Source organism: Pseudoalteromonas sp. NFXS53 (genome assembly GCF_056629255.1).
Genome location: NZ_JBWVBR010000001.1, coordinates 453,800 through 473,967, shown reverse-complemented (window position 1 = coordinate 473,967; position 20,168 = coordinate 453,800). Strand labels below are relative to the sequence as shown.

Annotated in this window: 17 protein-coding genes; 11 read left to right on the top strand and 6 right to left on the bottom strand. The window is 41.2% G+C overall.

Annotated features, from left to right (window positions below):
* The first annotated feature begins 175 nt into the window (after positions 1 to 175).
* Together AC1HJP_RS01940 and AC1HJP_RS01935 are read left to right on the top strand one after the other, a co-directional pair.
* Positions 176 to 1,063, top strand: a complete 888-nt coding sequence (locus tag AC1HJP_RS01940) for an alpha/beta hydrolase (RefSeq protein ID WP_480359986.1) — start codon at positions 176 to 178, stop codon at positions 1,061 to 1,063.
* Between the two features lie 96 nt (positions 1,064 to 1,159).
* Positions 1,160 to 1,381, top strand: a complete 222-nt coding sequence (locus tag AC1HJP_RS01935; RefSeq protein ID WP_480359985.1) for an antibiotic biosynthesis monooxygenase family protein — start codon at positions 1,160 to 1,162, stop codon at positions 1,379 to 1,381.
* A gap of 12 nt (positions 1,382 to 1,393) precedes the next feature.
* Here the strand turns inward: AC1HJP_RS01935 and AC1HJP_RS01930 are convergent, their stop codons facing one another.
* On the bottom strand, positions 1,394 to 2,974 hold the full coding sequence (locus AC1HJP_RS01930) for an EAL domain-containing protein (protein ID WP_480359984.1): 1,581 nt from the start codon (positions 2,972 to 2,974) through the stop codon (positions 1,394 to 1,396).
* A gap of 124 nt (positions 2,975 to 3,098) precedes the next feature.
* Positions 3,099 to 3,605 (bottom strand): GNAT family N-acetyltransferase, encoded by a 507-nt coding sequence (locus tag AC1HJP_RS01925; RefSeq protein ID WP_480359982.1) that lies wholly within the window; start codon positions 3,603 to 3,605, stop codon positions 3,099 to 3,101.
* 248 nt (positions 3,606 to 3,853) lie between these two features.
* Between AC1HJP_RS01925 and AC1HJP_RS01920 the strand changes: the two genes are divergently transcribed.
* Entirely contained in the window at positions 3,854 to 4,417 is a 564-nt protein-coding gene (locus tag AC1HJP_RS01920) for a hypothetical protein (RefSeq protein WP_480359981.1), read from the top strand.
* Positions 4,418 to 4,521: 104 nt separating this feature from the next.
* Positions 4,522 to 5,808, top strand: coding sequence for an oligosaccharide flippase family protein (locus AC1HJP_RS01915; RefSeq protein ID WP_480359980.1), 1,287 nt, complete (start codon positions 4,522 to 4,524; stop codon positions 5,806 to 5,808).
* Between the two features lie 77 nt (positions 5,809 to 5,885).
* Here AC1HJP_RS01915 and AC1HJP_RS01910 read toward each other — a convergent pair whose 3' ends face one another.
* Together AC1HJP_RS01910 and AC1HJP_RS01905 are read right to left on the bottom strand one after the other, a co-directional pair.
* Positions 5,886 to 8,006, bottom strand: a complete 2,121-nt coding sequence (locus tag AC1HJP_RS01910) for a cation:dicarboxylate symporter family transporter (RefSeq protein WP_480360251.1) — start codon at positions 8,004 to 8,006, stop codon at positions 5,886 to 5,888.
* Positions 8,007 to 8,196: 190 nt separating this feature from the next.
* The gene (locus AC1HJP_RS01905) at positions 8,197 to 9,576 is read right to left on the bottom strand and encodes a M28 family metallopeptidase (protein ID WP_480359979.1); all 1,380 of its coding nucleotides are present in this window, start codon (positions 9,574 to 9,576) and stop codon (positions 8,197 to 8,199) included.
* Between the two features lie 616 nt (positions 9,577 to 10,192).
* On the opposite strand from AC1HJP_RS01905, the gene AC1HJP_RS01900 reads away from it, so the two are divergent.
* Together AC1HJP_RS01900 and AC1HJP_RS01895 are read left to right on the top strand one after the other, a co-directional pair.
* Positions 10,193 to 10,798 carry an arylesterase gene (locus AC1HJP_RS01900; protein WP_480359978.1) on the top strand — a complete coding sequence of 202 codons (606 nt, stop codon included), beginning with the start codon at positions 10,193 to 10,195 and terminating at the stop codon, positions 10,796 to 10,798.
* 133 nt (positions 10,799 to 10,931) lie between these two features.
* On the top strand, positions 10,932 to 11,162 hold the full coding sequence (locus AC1HJP_RS01895) for a hypothetical protein (RefSeq protein WP_480359977.1): 231 nt from the start codon (positions 10,932 to 10,934) through the stop codon (positions 11,160 to 11,162).
* 70 nt (positions 11,163 to 11,232) lie between these two features.
* Here AC1HJP_RS01895 and AC1HJP_RS01890 read toward each other — a convergent pair whose 3' ends face one another.
* Complete coding sequence (locus tag AC1HJP_RS01890; protein WP_480359976.1) at positions 11,233 to 13,101, bottom strand: DUF885 domain-containing protein; 1,869 nt, start codon at positions 13,099 to 13,101, stop codon at positions 11,233 to 11,235.
* Positions 13,102 to 13,474: 373 nt separating this feature from the next.
* On the opposite strand from AC1HJP_RS01890, the gene AC1HJP_RS01885 reads away from it, so the two are divergent.
* From AC1HJP_RS01885 to AC1HJP_RS01865, 5 genes are all read left to right on the top strand, one after another.
* Positions 13,475 to 13,642, top strand: coding sequence for a DUF2986 domain-containing protein (locus AC1HJP_RS01885; protein ID WP_083496681.1), 168 nt, complete (start codon positions 13,475 to 13,477; stop codon positions 13,640 to 13,642).
* 68 nt (positions 13,643 to 13,710) lie between these two features.
* Entirely contained in the window at positions 13,711 to 14,811 is a 1,101-nt protein-coding gene (locus tag AC1HJP_RS01880) for a hypothetical protein (RefSeq protein WP_480359975.1), read from the top strand.
* A 115-nt stretch (positions 14,812 to 14,926) separates the two neighbouring features.
* Positions 14,927 to 15,565, top strand: coding sequence for a hypothetical protein (locus AC1HJP_RS01875; RefSeq protein ID WP_480359974.1), 639 nt, complete (start codon positions 14,927 to 14,929; stop codon positions 15,563 to 15,565).
* Positions 15,558 to 16,301: a DUF3307 domain-containing protein gene (locus tag AC1HJP_RS01870; RefSeq protein ID WP_480359973.1), complete on the top strand. Its 744-nt coding sequence runs from the start codon at positions 15,558 to 15,560 to the stop codon at positions 16,299 to 16,301. Before AC1HJP_RS01875 ends, AC1HJP_RS01870 begins: the two co-directional genes overlap by 8 nt.
* Positions 16,302 to 16,600: 299 nt before the next feature.
* A complete protein-coding gene (locus AC1HJP_RS01865; RefSeq protein ID WP_480359972.1) occupies positions 16,601 to 18,919 on the top strand; it encodes a collagenase in 2,319 nt (772 codons plus the stop codon).
* Between the two features lie 112 nt (positions 18,920 to 19,031).
* Here AC1HJP_RS01865 and zapE read toward each other — a convergent pair whose 3' ends face one another.
* A complete protein-coding gene (gene zapE / locus AC1HJP_RS01860) occupies positions 19,032 to 20,111 on the bottom strand; it encodes a cell division protein ZapE (RefSeq protein WP_480359971.1) in 1,080 nt (359 codons plus the stop codon).
* Positions 20,112 to 20,168 lie beyond the last annotated feature (57 nt).

The window sequence follows — 20,168 nt, the reverse complement described above, 5'->3', positions numbered from 1 at the left end:
CGTTTATTTTTATGTATGGGCTTAGTCTTTCTGATTGGCTGTGAAAGGAATGTGAAGAAACATTTTCACACCTTTGCTTACAAATTTAATTAGCAAGAAAACACCGATTGCTTTTCATGCTCGTTGTTTTAAATTAAGTTACCTATTCAGAAACAAGGACTTGGTCGTTTAAAGTATGTTTAAAAAAATAAAATCAAATAAGAAATCTTGGCTGTTAGGCTGTGCTTTACTTGCTGCGGTAGGGTTTTCAGGTTTTAAAGCCTATCAATATAACAAATACTATATGTCTGACTTTGAAGACCGAATGATTGAGTCTCAGGTGCTCAATGAATCTCGAAAAATATTTATCCGCCTGCCCAAAAATTACTCTGCTGATAAACAATATCCCCTCATTATTCGCTCTGACGGCAACTTTAACCTAGCCCGTTGGGACGCTGTACTAGACGAGTTTGCCGAGCAAAAAACTTACCCCGAAGCAATTTTAGTGTCTATTCCCAATCAGTTTTGGACCAATACCCGCAACCGAGATTTAGTGCCCCCTTATGCGCGCCGTGATGTAAATATAGACCCACGTCCTGCCAGTGATAACGACCCTGAGATATTTGGTAAAGCAGATTTATTCTTATCCTTTATAGAAACCGAAGTACTGCCTTATATGCATAAGCATTATTCTCTCAGTGGCGAGCGTATTTTAAGTGGTTACTCTGCTGGTGGCAGTTTTGTGATTTATACCATGGTCACCAAACCTGATTTATTTAACGGTTACTTTGCTTTTAGCCCCGCTGCTTGGTATGACGATTCAGTAGTAGTTGAGCAATTTCGAAAAGACATTCAGCAATTAGCTGGAAAGCCTAAACTCTTTTATTTAAGCCTAGGGGCAGAAGAGCCTAGCATCATTACAGGATCATTTAATGGCTTAATTGAAGTATTAGAGCAAGGTGCGCCTGAAAACCTCACTTGGCAGCATAGCTTTAGCCAAGGCGCAGGACATGGCGAGAACCCGGTGGTATCGGTGCCTAAAGCGCTTACCGCCTACCAAGCTTTCAGAACCACACATTTATAAGTCGTTTATTGAGTATAGAGGAGCAAGTATGTACGCCGTCATTTTTAAAGCCATCGCAAATCAACAAGATGCAGACTATTCAAAATGGTCAAAGTAATGCGAGAACTCGCTTTTGAAAAGTACAACTGCCAAGACTTTTTAGCAGTGCAAGAGGGAGAACAAGAAGTCGCGATTTCTTACTGGCTAAACGAAGATGACATAAAACGCTGGCACCAAGACAGCCAACATGCCGTTGCTCAACAGTTAGGTCGTGATAAATGGTATAAATCTTATGTCGTCGAAGTTGTTGAGGTTAAAAGACGTTATAGCTTTGACTAAACTATAAACCTATTATCGAATGGGAATATCACTGAGCAAACAAGCTTTGTGATATTTCCAGCCTTGATGTAAATACACGCCTTTATCGATCAAGTAATCGGCTTGTGCTTGAGTTTCGACTCCTTCTGCCACGACATCTATCTTAAAGGTTTTTGCAAGCTCAATTAGAGCATCTAACATAGTCGCAAGTTGCGAGTCAGTGCCTATGGCCGCCACATAACTTTGATCGATTTTGATAATATCTAGCGGTAGCGACTTTAAATACTGTAAGCCCGCATAGCCCGTCCCAAAGTCATCTATCGCCAATAAAATACCTTCGGCTTTAAAGTCTTGAATGGTTTGCATAATTTGCTGATTATCAAACTCTAACAGCTCATTTTCGGTCAGCTCTAGTACTAATAAAGGAATAAGCTGATTTAATTCTAAAATAAGAGTTTTAAAGTGCGCGTCTTTTAAATGCTCACCAGTGATATTGAGATTCACCTTTTTAATTTTATGCTGCTGAGTGAGCACTTCGGCGTCTTGTATCAGTGTTTTTATGATTTCATAGGTCATTTCTTTGAGTAGGTTATTGGCTTCAATATCTGCCAAAAACAAGTTGGGGGTTAATATGCCCTCAATCGGATCATTTAAGCGTACTAAGGTTTCTGCACCGATAAAACCACGGGTTCTGGTATCCCAAATGAGCTGATAGAAATTAGTCACTTGCCCTTGTGCAATGGCATCTTTGAGCTGACTTTTACGGCTTTGATAATATTTTTGATAGTTTTTAACTAATAAAAACAGCAGTAAAAATGTCACCCCATAAATGACTAAGCTGATAGTAGATGGCTGATAGACTTTTTTATAAAGCGCATCTTCATTGATGGCTAACAACAACGACAAGGATGACAAATTCTCAAGGGGAGATGCCACCAGCACGTGCGACAGGCCATCATCAAATAAGCTACTTTCGAGCTTAATTGGCTTATTTATAGGAAACAACGGACTGTCTATCGGCAAGCTGTAACCCCCTACTTTAAAAATAGGCACACCCGATTTTGAGTCGGCAATCACAATGTAGTTATAAGGTCTATCTAAGTCATCCAAGTGGCGATTTAATATAGATTGCGGTAACAGTGCGTTTATCTCATAACCATCGGTGCGAGTTTTCGCAATAACCAGCGCAGCTTCGCCAATAAAGCTAGTGTGAATTGGCCCAAAGAAACGTAACTCTGCCGAACGAGCCGGCTTTGGCCCCGCGGTTTTAAGAGGGGTAGTGAGCTTGCTCCAACTGGTACAAATTAATTCACCGTTTGGGTTCACTATACCCATTTCGGCAATGTTGGGAATTTTAAAGTGCGCACGGCGAAGCTCATACAAAGTTTGCTCAGTGCAAGCTGCATCAAGGTCGTCGTGCTCTATAAAGAAGTGATTAAGTTGTTCGAGCTGTTGGTTTAAATCTCGTAGTAACCAATTAAAGTCAGATTGTACCTGAGTGAGCAAAGCTTGCTTTTTATTGGCAATTTCTCTTGGGTAAAGTATTGCGATGACGATCAGCATCCCTGCCAGCGCAATACTGAATGCTTTGAATTTATATCTGAATTTCGGCACTTTACCCAACCTGACTTTGCCGCGACCTAAGCAAGTTTATTGGTAACTTGCTACAACTTTGAAGGCACTGACATTACTACAGATTTATTTCAGATATATTACATTTAGGTACAGATATTTCTTGCTAGAGGATCAAAGTCATAAAACACGAATGCGGGTCAACCTCATAATCCCCAAATGGCCCACATGGTTCAAAGCCATTTTGGCTATACATTTTGCGAGCGGGGGCAAAGAAATCCATGGTGCCGGTTTCTAGACTCAAACGTTTTACACCGTTGAGTTTGGCATACTGAATAACATGCTCGAGCAATTTACGACCCACTCCTGTGCCTCTAGCTTTGTTGCTGGTGCGCATTGATTTTATTTCACAGTGATAAGGTGATAAATATTTAATCGCGACACATCCTACGGCTTCATCACCGCGCCACGCACTCCAAAATTTAATGGTCTCACTTTGTAGTGCATTAATATTTAGAGTATGCACGCACTCCTCTGGTGAGGTTGCATACATATCAATGATATGCTCTTTTAAAAGCTTGATAACTTGTCGCTCTTCAAGCCCACCTATACGTATTTGAGCCGGTAAAAAATGCAGAGAAGCTGTGTTTTGGTAACATAATGCCGCTGTCATAATAAAGTCACTTTTAAAATTATCCGACAACTTACAAGCAACTCCTAGACCATGTTTTTTGCTCTGATTTTATTGAGAAAAATTCACTACTTTCTTTATATTGCACCAATTTAGTATTTTTAACTGGCTATAACAGTGCAATGGCTTTCAAAACCTTCATATATGCACTTTTCAGCTTGTCGGATTCTTTTGCTTTTTATATCACCTCAACTTTATCGTGGCGTCTTCAATAATAAAGGGACACTCTCATGAATAAGTTAGCTCTCGGCTTAGGTGCCATACTCTCTGTTGTTTTACTTGGCTGCCAAGTTACAGGCTCAACCAAACTGGATGAAACGCAATGGCGTTATGCAACCGATCCACACGGTAGCCAAGCTATTCTCAATGGCTCACTCGTCACCTCAGAGCGTGTAGAAATTGCATTTAAACGAGTTCCTCGAGTAGACAAGCTAAATAACTCTTGGGTTGAGCTCATTTACGACCTCCCAAACAAGCAGTTGCCGAAGCAGGCAAGTATTACCCTGACCTACCAAAGTGATAAAGACATGGTCATCAAGTTATCGCAAAAAGATTATGGGGGAGAAGGCGATAAAACATATGCTCATTACCAAACTGTTTTACCTGCAGCCAGTACTTGGACGACTCAGACCGTCACCCTGAATGATTTTCAACGACCAAGTTGGACACCCGCTTCTTCAATCGATAAAGGCATTATTACAAAGCATGTCTCTGCGTTGTATTTTGTCCCAGACTTGACTGATGCTAAAGGTGGTGAGGCTTACATTAAAATACAAAGTGTCATGGTGAAGTAATACCGGTTTCCCCCGGGTTCAAATTGTATTGGATTCGGGCTTCTTCCACATTCTGTTCAATATTTATGTCTATAGTCTGATAAAACGTGAACTAGGATGACACCGTGGAAGACCAAAAAATTTATCTAAGTAAAGGTGCTTGGATACTCGTTTGCTCAATTATTTTAGGTTATGCCGCCGACTACGGCTTTAATCTAACTTTAAGTCAACACTTAAAAGCACACCAATATGGTGACTACAAAGTCGCCTATAGCCTAACTATGTTAGCCTCAGTGTTAGTGTTACTTGGCGGGGATAGGCTTGCACCTCGAATTTTATCTAAACACATCGCTGATAATGATAACTCTGCTGTATCAGCTTATTTAGCTTGCTATATAAAACATGCATTTATCATCTCCGTTTTAATTATTTCGTTAGTTTGGTTTTTAAGTTATTTTCATGTCATTCACTTCGATGCTGATGGCCACCATGCCTTATCTTTAATGATTGTGGCTGTGCCTATTATTGCGCTAGGCGCTCTATTAAGCCGCGTTCTACAAAGCGCAAAACTACTGGCATTTTCTAATTTACCATGGCGTGTTGCACTGCCTCTGCTTAAGACCTTTGCCATACTTATCCTAGCGCAGTTTTATATTGATATGAGTGTCGAGCTTGTCATTATCGCGGGGATCATGGTTGTTATTTCTATCGTGGTTTGGCAGATGTGGCTACTGGTCAAAAGAAATATTGTTACACTCACCCCCATCGAATCAAACACGCCTGACAATGAATTGCTCAAGCTATCAATTCCTATGATGCTAGCCATGCTGGTGACGCTTTTGCTAAATCAAAGTGATTTACTCATGCTTGAATGGCTGTCGAACGAACATGGCGTAGGTCACTTTGCGGCAGCCAATACACTCGCGCATATTATTCCCGTTGCGCAAGTGACCATTGCCAGTTTGTTTTTACCCCTCATCGGTAAATATTTAGATAAAGAACCCAGCACCGCCGAAAAGCTATTTAAGCAAGCAAAAACTATCACCTTAATCGTCACTGTGCTGGTGGCTTTATTGCTTTTAAGTCTGTCAGAACCACTACTAGTACTTTTTGGGCACGAATATATAGATGCTAAAAACGCTTTACTGATCCTCATTCCAAGTTATGGTATTTGCGCTCTCGCGGCGTTAACGGCAACTTGGCTACAATACACAGGACAAGGTAAGCAGGTGGTTCAGTACGGTGTTTTGGCCATTATTATCAATGTACTCGCGAATGGCTTTTTAATTCCTAGATTTGGCTTAACCGGTGCTGCAATGGCAACCGCAGTGTCTTTGTCGATTTGGAGTATTGCTGTTTTCTTACAATATAGTTTTAGTAAACAAAAGCAATTAGAAGCGGTTAGTGAATAATTTGAATATTTATAGCCACAACACGGAGGAGCTCTAAGAGCTCCTCGCATTAAAGTTTTATTTAACCTGAACTCAGGTTATTTATATTGAATTACATCATCAAGTACTGACCAGCGGGTTTCTTTTGACTGGGTTCCCTGCCCTAAAATCCAATAATTGTAGGCATTATCAATGCTACCATTGGTTTGCTGAATGGCCAGCCATGCATCTACATAACTCAATAAATCAAGATTACGTTTTGCAACAGCAAAACCAACTGGATACTTTTGCATACCGCCTTCAGGCACCACCACCCCATATTCAGGATAGAACATACTCCATGCAAACCCAGCTTCAGCACTAATAACTAAGCCATCAAATTGCTCAGGGGATTTAAAGTAATCTTGCAAGGTCGACAACTGTTTAAACTGAATTGAGCTGGTACGCTGGCTCACTTGCTTTAACAAAGGACCATATTCCATGTGCGCAAAATTTAAATCTCCCAGACTTCTGATCTGCTCAACACTTTTAAAACGCGCCAGTTCATAGTCCTTCGCTAAAATAGCCAATTGCAGTTCTAACACCTTGTGACTGAAGCGCACCTTGGTTAAGTCGGCTACATTTATCTCCAATCCCGACATCGCAATATCGAAATAGCCTTTATTAAGGTATTCGCTCAATTGGTGCTTTTTGAATGGAATAAATTCGACTTCAACATCTAAGTCATTTGCTAATTTGTGCGCCAAGCTAATATCAAAGCCCACAAGTTCATTATTCTGATTGAAATAACTAAACGGCACGTTATCGACTACGTAGCCAATACGCAGTAAATTGCGTTTTTTAATGACGTCAATGTTAGTCAAAGATAGCTCACCGCTTTGGTAGGCTTTTGGCACATGATTCAATACATGTGCTGGCACTTTGTCAGACACTGCCATGTTCGCTATGACTTCATTCGCTGCTTTGCTGCTCGCTGCCAGTTGAGTATTAAAAGTGAAACTGGCCAACATAAATGCTGGTAATAACACCGCTGGTAACATGACATAATATGCCGCTCTTAAACGCTTAAAGTGCAGCTGTTTTCGACAATAAAAAATGCTCAATAGCACAAAGGCAAAGATATACACCACAGTGGTTGGCGAGACAACTTTGGCACTCAGCACCGACATTGACAGATAAAGCTGATAGCTGTCGGCTGGAATGCGCAGCGTATCGAGCATAAATGGAATGGCAATGTGCACATTGGCAAAATAACTGAGCATGGCCGATAAGGTCACGTTAGGAATATCACTAAAGCTGACGGGATTGCCCGTTAGCCATGCTGCAAACATCACAAACATTAAGGTGGTTAGTTTACCAAGACTTGGGAAAGTATAGGCAATCGGCACCAAGACTTCGGCAATATGATCGGCTTGCTCGTCGGCGCGACCTATTTTACGTAAATGCGCCTTAATACCCTCAGTGATCACTGGTAAAACAATAAACACATTACCGGTACTGAACGCCGTGATCCACGCATTACGCATCACATAAATAAGATCTCGATATTTAACGGGGGTTGCAGCGGCCACCAGCATGGGCATCAGCACCAACATTAAATACAAACCCAAACATAGCACCAGCACCCAGTAGACTTGCAAGTTATGGAGCTGCTCGACACTCAGTGTGCCCGCCGTACTGGCTGTCATGGCAAAAATACCAATTGGGAAAATCGCGATAACTTTTTTAGAGATCACCGTTAAACCTTGCCCAACGACTTCTAAAAAGTCGAGTACTTGCCCTTTGCGCTTATTGGCAATCAGTGACATACCGAGTGCAATACAAAATATCACAATGGCTGGCACGTTACCTTCGGCCAAAGAGGCAAATGGATTATCGGGAATATATTGCTCAACAAAGTCGATTGACCCTGCCGGAGATATCAGTGCAGGAGAAAAAAACGTGCCCGCATCATGCTGGGGCAGTGTGAACGCAAAACACCAAATTGCTGCCAAGCCTAACACCCATAGCATAACCATGACTGTGGCGGCTTTAACTAAAATACTCCGTACTTGCTCGGGGTTAAACTTACCTAAACCAACAATTAAGCTGACCACAATATAAGGGAAAATCGTGATCTGCATCAGCTTAACAAAGCCAGTGCCTATGGGTTGTAAAAATGCCACCCGCTCACCAAAAATAAGCCCCGTTGCCACACCTAGCAATAGCGCCCACAGCATCCAATTTCGGTTACCTAAAAAAGCCCATAAGGTTTTCACAATATCGCTCGCCGCCTATTATTTTATTTAAATTTAGAAAAAGAGCGGGATTATAGGAAATTTAACTGACTTAAGAATGAATAAACCGTTTATCTGGCATAAAAAAGCCGAACTCAATGGCTCGGCTAAAGTATTTTAGCGATGAGTGGACTTAATCGCCAAAATCACCCGCATGACCTGGGAACACCACCGGGCTCTCAAATCCGTCTTTACTAACACTTGCGACGCCAAAGAAATAGTTATCTATCACCACATTTTTAAGCGTGTAACTATCAACTTTGCCAACGAACTTACTATATTGCCATTGCGGCGCATCTGTCAGTCGCCAATAAATTTTATAACCTGCTAGCTGTGGGTTTTCTTTGTTATCTGCGAGTTGCCACGACAGTGTGGTGTCGGGCGAAACAGCCCCTTTAATGCTGACTTGTGCTGGTGGCGTCGGTGCCCAAGCCATGCCAGCAAGTGAAACGGCATTGAGCGCAGTTAATTTAGCCGCATAATCAAAGTTCACGCCATCAATGGTGTCACCATAAACAATACCGTTTTCGGTGCGTAAATCTTGATGTTGTCGGTTGTAGTTTTCGTTGGTTTCCATGATGCGCACACCCGGAAAGCCTAAATCGTTAAACGGACGATGATGTCCGCCACGGCGAAATCTATCTAAACGATATACCACCATGGTATCTAAATTTGGAATATAACGGTCGGCCATCCAATCTATGTAACGGGCTAAATTTCGGCTTGGCGAGTCAACTTCGCCACCTCGAAAACGGCGATTGCGAATATCATCTTCGCTTTCTGTTTGTCGAGTGCCTTCAGCGAATATGCGCGCTGTGGTGTTGTTGAACACCCCATTCACGCCTTCAATATTACCGATCATGTCGTTATTCAATACCGCCTTTAATCGCCAGCCGTCTGCCTTTGCTTGCTTAGCCATGATCTTGCCACCGAACAAGCCTTGCTCTTCGCCCGCGAGCGCCGCATAGACAATACTGCCATTAAACTTGTATTTGCTCAGAACACGCGCGGCTTCTAGCGTGCCAGCCAAACCCGATGCATTATCGTTTGCACCCGGTGCATCATCGGTAAAGTTCATCACGTCTGTAATGCGAGAATCTATGTCACCCGACATCATCACATAGCGATTAGGGTCTGTTTGTCCGCGCTGTATGGCAATCACACTCACGACTTCAGTTGGGTTAGGGATGCGTTTTTCGCCGCTGATAACTTCTGATTGATAATACACCTCTAAGCAGCCACCACAGGCTTTAGAAATCGCTTCAAACTCAGCCTTTATCCAGCGCCTAGCCGCGCCAATACCTCGTGTGTCCGACTTTGTTTCTGACAGCGTATGGCGTGTGCCAAAGCTGACAAGCTTTTTGATGTCTTTTTCAATATTCGCCGCCGATACTGCTTTATTGATGTCATGAAGTTTATGTTGATCGATGTAATCTATTTGCGTGTTTGCATTCACTGTTGTCGCAACCAAACTTAATAACGATGACAGTGCAATAGGTATGTAGCCCTTCATTTATTGTCGCCTTTTTTATTGTTCTAACGTTTAAGTTATGCCTTTACGGCGAGTCTCACAAGTAGAGTCATCTTGCTATACGGTGAGTTCATCCCGTACGTTTTCATAGTGGAAACATTTTTATCGATGCACTGTCTGCATCATTTAAAATTAATAATAAAGGATGTTTTTATATGTATTCTAACGACAATAGTTGCAAGTTCTAAAAATTAGGTGCAAATTTAGGAACTTGATAATGATTCTTAATAAACTTTTTAATAGGGCGTCTCTTTTAAATGGCAAAGCAAGTCTTTAAACCAAGCTCGTATTTTTTAGCTGCGTTTTGTTTTTTGGCTTTATTGGTATTCAATATGATTGAAGATAACATCTATAGTGTAGTGTTATTTTTCTGCTTATTTTTCCTTTCTCTGCTATTTGGTATTAACCAACGTTTTAACCTGCTTAAATTTAAAGAGCAAAAAACGAAAAAGCCCACTACATTTAACACCTTTCAATAGGTGAACAACCAAGTCCTAATTGTTGCTTCTTAAAGTAGTCCTTTATATTCTTTTCAATGGTTTACTTGGTGTTGCTTATATCTTGTTTAAAGCAATTTTATCTCGTCTAAGGTTTAAGTATGCAACTTTTCAAAATACTCAGCTTACTTTCCATTTTCTTTTTAACAGGATGCAGTGATGCTCCTAAGCTAACCCGTTTACAGCAACATGATGTTATTCTGGCCTTTGGCGACAGCTTAACGCAAGGTGTTGGTGTGTCGAAGCAACATAGCTACCCAAGCGTGCTTGAATCGCTCTCTGGTGTGAAAGTAATCAACGAGGGGATATCTGGAGAAACAACCAGTGAAGGGATAAATCGATTTGCCGATGTCATTGAACAACATGCGCCTGCTATTGTCATTTTATTAGAAGGTGGGAATGATATTTTACAAAATAAAAACCTTCACGAAACCAAAGCAAACCTCGATGACATGATAAACATAGCGAAAAGCTACGGCGTTGAAGTTGTGCTCATCGGTGTGCCTCAAAAAAGCCTTTTCTCGAGCTCCGCGCCGCTTTATCAAGCCCTAGCAGACAAGCATCAAGTTGTATTTGAGCCCACATTAATCGCTAGGCTAATGAAAAAGCCATCCATGAAGTCTGATTACATTCACTTTAATAAGGCTGGCTACAAAACAATGGCTGAATCAATTCATCTACTTCTAAAAGAAAATGGTGCGTTTTAATCAGAGATTATTCTAGATATAGACAGCTCCCCTTCATGTGAGTAGTATTAATTTTGTTCATACTGATAATTTAATAACCACAATGAATTTGTCAGATGTGAAAGGAAAAAAACTAAAAATGAAGGATACTAAAATGAAAAAACTAATTTTAACTGCATTGATTGCAGCAAGCACGTTCTCTTTTAGCGCAATCACAGATGCTAGAGGTTCAAGTATAGAAGATTTTCGCTATTATCATTTCCAGTGTTTAGACAGTAATAGTAAACAATTATGGTTTGAGATTTCTTCAACTTATGATCGCTCTATAGGTGCACGTTGTACAGCAGATGGTGGAACTATGCGAGTGACTAAAGTTTTTTGGTAAGTTGAACCAAAGCTGAGAGACCATGGCCACTTACGTGGCCATTTTTGATCACAAATATACTGACTTTTCTTTAGCTTTTAGAGTTTTGTACTTTTATCCAAGCATCAACATCACTTTCAACAATGGCCAGTGGGCGTGCACCTTTAAGCAAAATCAAATCATGAAATGCTTTAATATCAAACTTCTCACTAAGCTCTGCTTTTGCTTTATCACGCAATTCAACGAACTTTATCATGCCTAGCTTATAACCTAACGCCTGACCCGGCCATGCGATATAACGGTCTATTGCCGACACCACATCACTCATCGCAGAGCCCGTCGCTTCTGCAAAGTATTCTATTGCTTGCTGGCGCGTCCATCGCTTGTGATGTAAACCGGTATCAACCACTAAACGCGCTGCACGGTAAGCTTCTGCTTGCAGGCGGCCCAAATCGCCAAATGGGTCGTTTTCGTACATGCCCATCTCGTAAGCGACTAGTTCAGAGTACAGTGCCCAGCCCTCAATGAAACCGTTAAATGATGCATTTTGACGCATTAAGCCGATATCTGTTTGCAACATATTTAATGCGATTTGGAAGTGATGGCCTGGTACAGCTTCATGATAAGTCAATGTTTTTAAGCCAAAGCTTGGGACTGCTTTCATGTCTTTTAGATTAATAGCAAAAATACCCGGGCGACTACCGTCAAGTGATGGGGCATTGTAGTAACCACCTGGAGCTCCGGCTTCAACGGCTTTAGGAATACGTTTTACTTCAACCGCTTGAGGAGGTAAAGATGAAAATAGGTTGAGCGCTTTCTCTTCAATGGTTTTGATTTCACCACGTAAAAACGCTAATAGCTCTTCGCGACCTTCATCGCTGTCAGCAAATAAGAAGCGCGACTCTTCGCTTAGCTTTTGCATACGCTTGCCAACTGAGCCTTGTGTATAACCATTCGCTGTTAAAATTGCATCCATCTGCTCCGAAATACGTTTAACTTCAGCCAAACCCACATTGTGAATTTCTTCTGCTGTCATGGTTGAGTCGGCTAAATAGGTGATCTCATGTTGATAAAATGCTTCACCGTTTGGCTGTGCCCAAATACCAACTTTCGTCGGCGCAGTTGCTTCAAGTGCCTGCATATCTTGGGTTACTTTAGCAAAAGCGGGATAAATCTCCGACTCAACAATATTTGCCGCTTTTTTAACTAAAACAGCTTTGGTTTTATCATCAAGCGCTTTGAGTTCGTTTAGTTTCTCTGCAAAGCTATTCACCAACGGGTGTTCAGATGCATCTGGCGCTGTGAAATTATTTAAATATCCTAAGGTGTTCGGGAAAAGTGGTTTAGGTAAGATAATGCCTTTGCTAGCATCATCTGCCACCTTGCTGCGTACCTGCTCTGTTAGAATTGCAAACGCAGACAAACGCTTAAGATAATCTGTCGCATCTTTTTCTGACGTAACACCATGCTGATCTTTTAATATATTTGGAATATCAATTAATGGCCCTGAGATTTGATTTACCACATACGGTAAATGCCCGCCCCACGTATCAATATAACCACCACTGAACTGCTTATCGCCCGCATAATAACGAGCAATCACTTCATTTACGGCAACATGTAAGCGGTCTTTTTCTGAGAGGTTTTTACTCTGTAATGCGTTAAGTTGCTCTGCCGCTTTGTCCATATCAATTTGCAGGGCTTGCATGCCTGCCAATGAGTAATTTGGTAAACGATCTTCGTATTGACCAAACTCAGTGCTATCTAGTTTTAAAGACGTTGCTAAAGCAGGCTGATGATTGATGAAGTTTTTCGTATAGGTGTTAACCACGCTGTCGACTTCAGCTCGACTTACTTGAGCTTGTTGCGCTGCTACTGACTTTGTTTTTTGTGTTGTCTCAGTAGAGCAACCGGCGAGTACCGCACAAACAGCAAGCGCAGTTAGGGTGTGTTTAATCATATTTTGCTCCAAGGTATTCTCGTCAATATTCAGATTTTATTTGCCTGTGAATATTGGTAGTTTTTATTATTCATCTCACTTTGCACATTGTATACAATTAGAGTTGTTGTGCTAGTACAATAAGAAAGTACTTGTTGCTTTTTTGCCTATTGAAAAACAGTTATACCAACCCTCTTAATCAAATGCTCTTTTTGAGGCAAAGAAAACTGCTCGATAGCACGGCAAAAATTTTGCTGTTTAGTTGTTCTAAATCAAAAATTTTTAACAAAGCTAGCGTCAGTTTTAGTCCCTCAAAATGATTGAGTATTATTGAGGGTTGGTATTAAAATAGCGCTTCATTAATTTAACGAGATTGGCTACATACGCCCCAACTATGAATAGACGTAAGAAAATCTACGAAAAGCTAAAGAAGAAAGACAAAAAAGCGAATGAAAAATTACATAAGAGTAATAAACCAAAGTACATTTCTAAAGCTGAACGTGCCAAGTTAGAAGCCGAACAACAAGCTCAAACTGACAGTTCAACAGAAATTTGCGATTAGTGGTCATTCATGTTTAATATGCGCTAATCAAAATACGCTTTATGCTGCTTTTAAGGATGAATAGCACAATGAAATTTAGTCTCTTTTCTTTTACCTTTTTACTTATCACACTTGCATCTACCTCAGGTTGTAACAGCACTTTAGGGCTAAAAAAACAGCAAACCAATCGTGCGCCTCACTGGTTTATTAAACCAGTTCATAATCAAACCATCGGATTCATTGGTGCAGCAGCAAAGTATGACAGCCAAGGTAGAATTAATATCTCTGGCAGCAGAAAAGCGGCCTTAGCCAAATTACAAAGCCATCATCAATTCGCTATAACAGAGATAGACGCTAAACAACTTGCGAGCACCGCTAAACTACGGTTACCTGAAGGCCACACAGTACGGTTTATGCCTGAGTTTTTCTATCAAGGGGTTATTTATAGTTACGCGACATTAGAGCAAGATGCATTTGCCTTGAGCCAACAACAAACCCTCACTAATTTATCCACCTGTCAATTTAAACAATGTAATCCAACATGGCTATGTGATGAGCAAGCAAACACCATTACTGGTGTGAGTTTTTATACTAGCTCACCCCATCAGCAACTTTCTATAGCGCAACAAAATGCCAACTTAATCGCTAATTTACTGAGTAATAGCCAAGTACATGCAACAGAATTTATCAGTCAATCTTCGAACTCTCACTCGAATCGGCACACTGTCAGTTTTAACCAGCAAAGTGATGTGAAAGCAAAGGTGGACCATTATCATGGCATGATTTTAAATGAGCTCTGTGAATATCATGGCACGCTGATCGGCAATTTTGTATTGCCCATTAATTCAATTGAGTTAGAAGAACATTGGCAATCCCAAACTGTTTACCAAGACCGCAGTTTGATCCAAGGTAGCTTTGGTCACGGGGGGTCTATGTCTTCAGATTTATTACTCAGTACAGCCATAGAATTAGCCATTAAAGATGCCTTGATAGAGTTAGCTAAAATTAAAGGGATCGCCATTGAAAATACCAGCACCCTGTCATTTAACGATGGGTTTTATTTTCTCTCAAAAAGTAAAATGACAGTCAATGAGCAGGTCTCAGGACAACTCCTCGATATAAAAATCAGCTATCAAAAAGAAAACCCCATCGTGAATGTCTGGGTTCTTGAAGCGAACAATCAAATTTAAAGCCTAGTGACATCTGCAAATAGCAAACCTTACGAAGTAACCAATAGTGGTTACATTTGAACAAGTAACCAAATTAAGTTACATTAAATGAAGATACTCATTTTGGTTACTTATTATGCCGATTTCACAAGAAAACTATATGGGCGTGATCACCGCTGACATTGTGAGCTCACAATCACTACAGCAAAGCGATTATGAGCAATTGCTTATTCAATTAAAGTATTACCTGAGTGCTTTAAGAGCTGAATTTGGTGCAGAGTTTCATATTTTCCGTGGTGATAGCTTTCAAATTGCCCTGCCAAAAGCACAAGCCTTATTCAAACAGGCCATTGCAATAAGGCTTTTCTTTATACAACAAGGTTTAGATGTAAAAGTGAGCCTCGCTCAAGGACAAATTAATTTATCACAAGGTGGGCTTGCCACCGCAACAGGAGAAGCATTGGTAATAGCCGGTCATGGCCTTGATAACATCAAACATCAACGTTTGGTCTATAACAATGCCTGCGACGAAAGCTTTTTACTGAATATTCAATTTATTGATCTATTACTGGGTAAATTAAGCCGTAAACAAGCCCAAGCACTACTTTTATATCTACAACAAGATAAACCTGAGCATGCGCAGCTTGCAGAACAACTCAGTACCAGCCGGGCAAATGTGACAAAATTACTTAATTTAGCCAACTACACCTTAATTGATGCGTTTATCAGATTGAGCGAGTCCTATATTTGTAGCGAGGAGACGTACTATGGCTGAATGGCAAACACTTTTATTATGGCTAGTCATTGGTCATGTTATCGCTGACTTTTATCTGCAACCCATGAGTTGGGTGCATGACAGAAATAATCGGCACTTTAAATCTACTAAAGTCGTTTGGCATAGTTTAGTCCATGGTGTACTTGCCTTTATCGCACTGGCTGTGTGGCAACATAACTATGACTTTGGCGTCAGTAGCGCAGCTTTTGGTTATGCGACGTTAATAACTATCAGCCACTATTTTATTGATATTGGTAAATCATATTCGAGTAAGGGAGTGATACCTTTTTTGCTCGACCAACTGGCGCACCTCTTAGTCATTTTACTCATAACCCTTAACTTATCTGAACTATCAAACTTAAGTGAGCAATTACTCTCATTCATTACCACACCAAGTAACCTCATCATTGGGCTTGGCTATTTATTGGTACTGACTCCAGCCTCCGTGATGATCAGAATGCTACTTGAGCGCTGGGCATACATGGGAAATGAAGAGGAGAGCTTACCGCAAGCGGGAAATTTAATCGGGCAACTTGAGCGAGTACTTTTACTAACTTGTGTTCTTATTGATAGCTGGGCGGCTGTGGGCTTTATTTTAGCAGCTAAATCAGTATTTCGTTTTGGCGATTTAACCGCAAGTAAAGACAGAAAGCTCACTGAATATGTGATGCTAGGCACGCTTGTGAGTATTTTAGTTACATTAAGTGTGGCAGGGATGATAAAGCTATTCATATAACCAAGCAGACTAAACTCTGAACATTATGTGTTTTTTATTAAAAGCCTCTCATTAAGAGCTTTCATAGAAAGCACATATTTTCTTAACAGTGAAAAAGCCCATATACACACCGCTTCAGCTTTAATACCCCATTTAAAACACCTTTATTTCTCAACAACAATCCAGCCTTGTGAAAGCAACAAAAGATATGCTGCTAAGTTAAAAGTAAAAACAAACTGTATACAATATATGTTATTCATGTTAAAAAATTATCCCTCTTTAACATCAAGTACTAAAAAACAACAAAAAAAGAGCGAAAAATGAATAAGAAAAGACTACTAAGCTTGTGTATTGCTTTAGCATTAACAGGGTGTAATGGCAGTGATAATGCTCAACCAGAGATACCTAAAGTCGAAGAACAATCTGATTCTGGGTCAAATTCTGGTAACTCAGGATCAGACAGTGAAAACTCAAGTGAAAGCAACTTTCCATACGCTGATGAGCCTAATTTAACCTTAGACAGCGTTAAAAAAGACCTGTCGACATCAGAACCCATAGGCTTTTACATCGATCTAGAAGAAGCTGCACCAAGCTTATTAATAAGTTTGGGTCGTGGCGAAGCTGGCTTAGAGCTGGGTGATCCTGATGTTTACATTAAATACGAAGGCCTCCCTGAAACAGGTGACGCCCCCGTGTTTGACTGTGTGTCTTTTAATAGCCCTAATAGCCACGAAACTTGCATAATCGATAACCCTCAACCGGGTCGATACAACATTCTCATTGACGCTTATGAAGACTCGGCAGTCAATGATGCAACTTTATTCGCAACGACTTCGCTTTTTGCTAGCAGCGAATTATGTGCTGATATGGTACAAGTTCGCATTCAAGAAACGATAAATGAAGAAGCAAGAAAGCGTATTTGTGATACCTTGATAGAAACCAAAGCTCGTTTCGAAACAGTACTTAATGACAAGCTGTCAGCGGATACTGGCGTACCTGTACCGAATGACTTAAACGAGATCACCAATATAAATATCTTTGCAAGTCTATCGAATCATATGAGCTGGGTTGAACACTTATGGGACTCAGATAACAGCAGTGGTATTTATTTTGAAACTGCGCCTACTGAATGGTATCACGACTCAACCATCCTTACTTTTAACGCCCTAGAGTGGAGCGGCGGCCGTTCAGTTGTGCGGTCACTCGCTCATGAGTATGTACACGCGCTTGATGGCCGATATAACAAAGAAGGTGGTTATAACGGCGACTTAGGGTGGTGGACCGAAGGGTTAGCTGAATATGTAGGCACTTATTACCAGCGCCCATATCAAATGTTACTCGATGCTAACCAAGAGACAAGTTATTCGCTCAGTGATATCACAACCCCTACCATTAGCTATAGCTCTTTTTATGATTGGGGCACTTTAGCCGTCGCTTACATGATTGAGCAGCACCCAGGTGAAGTTAAAACACTCATCGCAAATATGCGCGCTGGTGAATGGGAAACAGTGAGTACCCAGCTCGCAGAGTTTTCAACTGCCTACGAAGAAAGCTTTAAAACATGGCGTACAACGACCTTAGTTGAGAACTTTAAAGCAAGCGCACAACCTTTAACCTTAGGTGAAGCGATGCCAATTAACGGGCGTGGTGGCTGGGTATATAGTGTCACTCTATCAGAAAATACACCTGCGTTAACCTTCAAAACGTCTGGTGGCTCAACCAACGTGGATCTTTGGGTGAGCAAAGACTCACCTGCACACCCAGCTATAGATCAGGCAGTGCTTTGCAGTTCAGTTACCGAGTCATCAAATGAAGAAACCTGTACGCTTGAAACACCAGAACAAGGCACTTACTTTGTCACCGTTGGTTCTGATTTCGCTGGCGCAGATATTCTAGACCTATATTTAACGGCATGTACGGGCACAGACTGTACTGTAGATTTACCAACACCTATGCCACTGATCACACCTGTAGAACCATACCTACCTCACTGGCCAGAAAAAGGTACATTGGGTAGCTGTAATTTAGTTGAAACCTATGGCCGTAGCCGCCAGCAGATTGAAGGCTTCACAGTCAATAATAGCTCTGACAAAGATATTCAACTTTATTGGATCAACAACTATTCGGGCACTCAGCCAAGCTCTGCATTCCAAACCTTAGCAGCAGGTGACACATTCAGTGCAGATAATTGGGTGATCGGCGATCGTATGATGCTAGGCGATGCTGCGGGTAACTGTTTAGGGGTTGCCATCGTCAACGATACTGATAATAGCTTCGAAGTGGATGCTGAGTTTGTAAAAGATGCAGTGAGCGAAGCCCCTATTCCTGTCGCAACCGCTGAAATTGGTAGCTGTGAATTACTCACCACATATTCCCGACAAAGTAACAATGCGCCTGAATTTGCAGTACATAACCAGTCTGAGACACCAGTGACACTGGCATGGGTCAACAACAGTGATGGGTCTTTATATTATGGTAACTATGGCACGCTCGAATTTGGCGACAGTTACGCTAATAGTAACTGGGTTGTAGGCGACCGTATGGCACTGATGGGCAGTGATGGTCAATGTTACGGCGTGCTCGACCTAAATGACAGCAGTAACATTTATGTGATTGATGAAAGCTTATTTAAAGAGTAACGCTTCATAAACACAGACCTACTTTGAGTCAACTGCAAGGTGGCTCACACAAATCAAAAGAAACAAGGATGTTCTTTTCTGACAAATGAAGTGTTGCATACCCTGAACATGTTTAATCAAACGACCAGCTCTGCATTTCTACTAAACGGCTTTTGGTTCTCTCAAAAGCAAAAGCTAACTGCTCTCCCACATATAACTCGCTTAAATCACACTGTGCATCGATTATCAATAAACAACGCTGCTCGTAACACTCGTCAACCAGCGCAATAAAACGTCGCGCTTCGTCATCAAAACGGGCATTTTGAATGCTTGAATGTGCGCGTTGGTAACCGTCTTCTATACCTTGAGTTACTTGCTTTTCGTCAGGTTCTGCACCCATCTTTGGCACTTTGCTAATAAATATAATTCGGTGATTTTTCGCCAGCTCGATATAATCTGCAGTTGCTCTTGGGGTTGAGCACAAGGCCATAAAATCAAACAAGTAGCCGTGTTCACTTTTACCTAATACTTCGACTTCTCTGCGGCATATCTCTATTTGTGTAGTTTCTAACACACCATGAGCGCGTTCAAATTGAGTTAAAAACCCTGCCTGATCCTGCACAAAGTAATAGGTGTAATTCGCACCATAAGCAAAGCGATGATCAACCTCTCCTGCCACATTAATGACTTCACACTTCAAAAGTAATAAATCTATGGTTGGCAAAAAGCGCTCTCGCGCTAAGCCATTATGGTAAAGCTGAGACGGGTGTGCGTTTGAGGTCGTTACCAGTATCATACCTTCTTTAAATAAGGCTTCGAACAGTCTGGCCATGATCATGGCATCACCAATGTCAGTGACAAAAAACTCATCAAAGCACAATACCTTAGCTTTACTGGCCCAATCTCTTGCGACGTGTTGTAAGGGGTTAAGCTTACCTTGAAGTGCGTTTAGTGCTTGATGCACTTGTGCCATAAAGTGATGAAAATGCAGTCTTTGCTTGGTCACCCCCGACAAATGTGCAAAGAACAAATCCATCAGCATGGTTTTGCCTCGCCCAACTGGGCCATATAAATACAAACTTTGACATGGCTTGCCCTGTTCAAGTGCATTCGCCAATGTATCTAAGGCATTCAACGCGATAATTTGGGCAGGATCTTGAGTCAGCTTTTGAGAATGAATTTGTGAAAAGTAACTGTCAGAGAGAGTTGTCATACTAGAGCGAAACAGAATAAAGATAGTCTATCGTGTATTTTACAGGTTTTGCTAAGA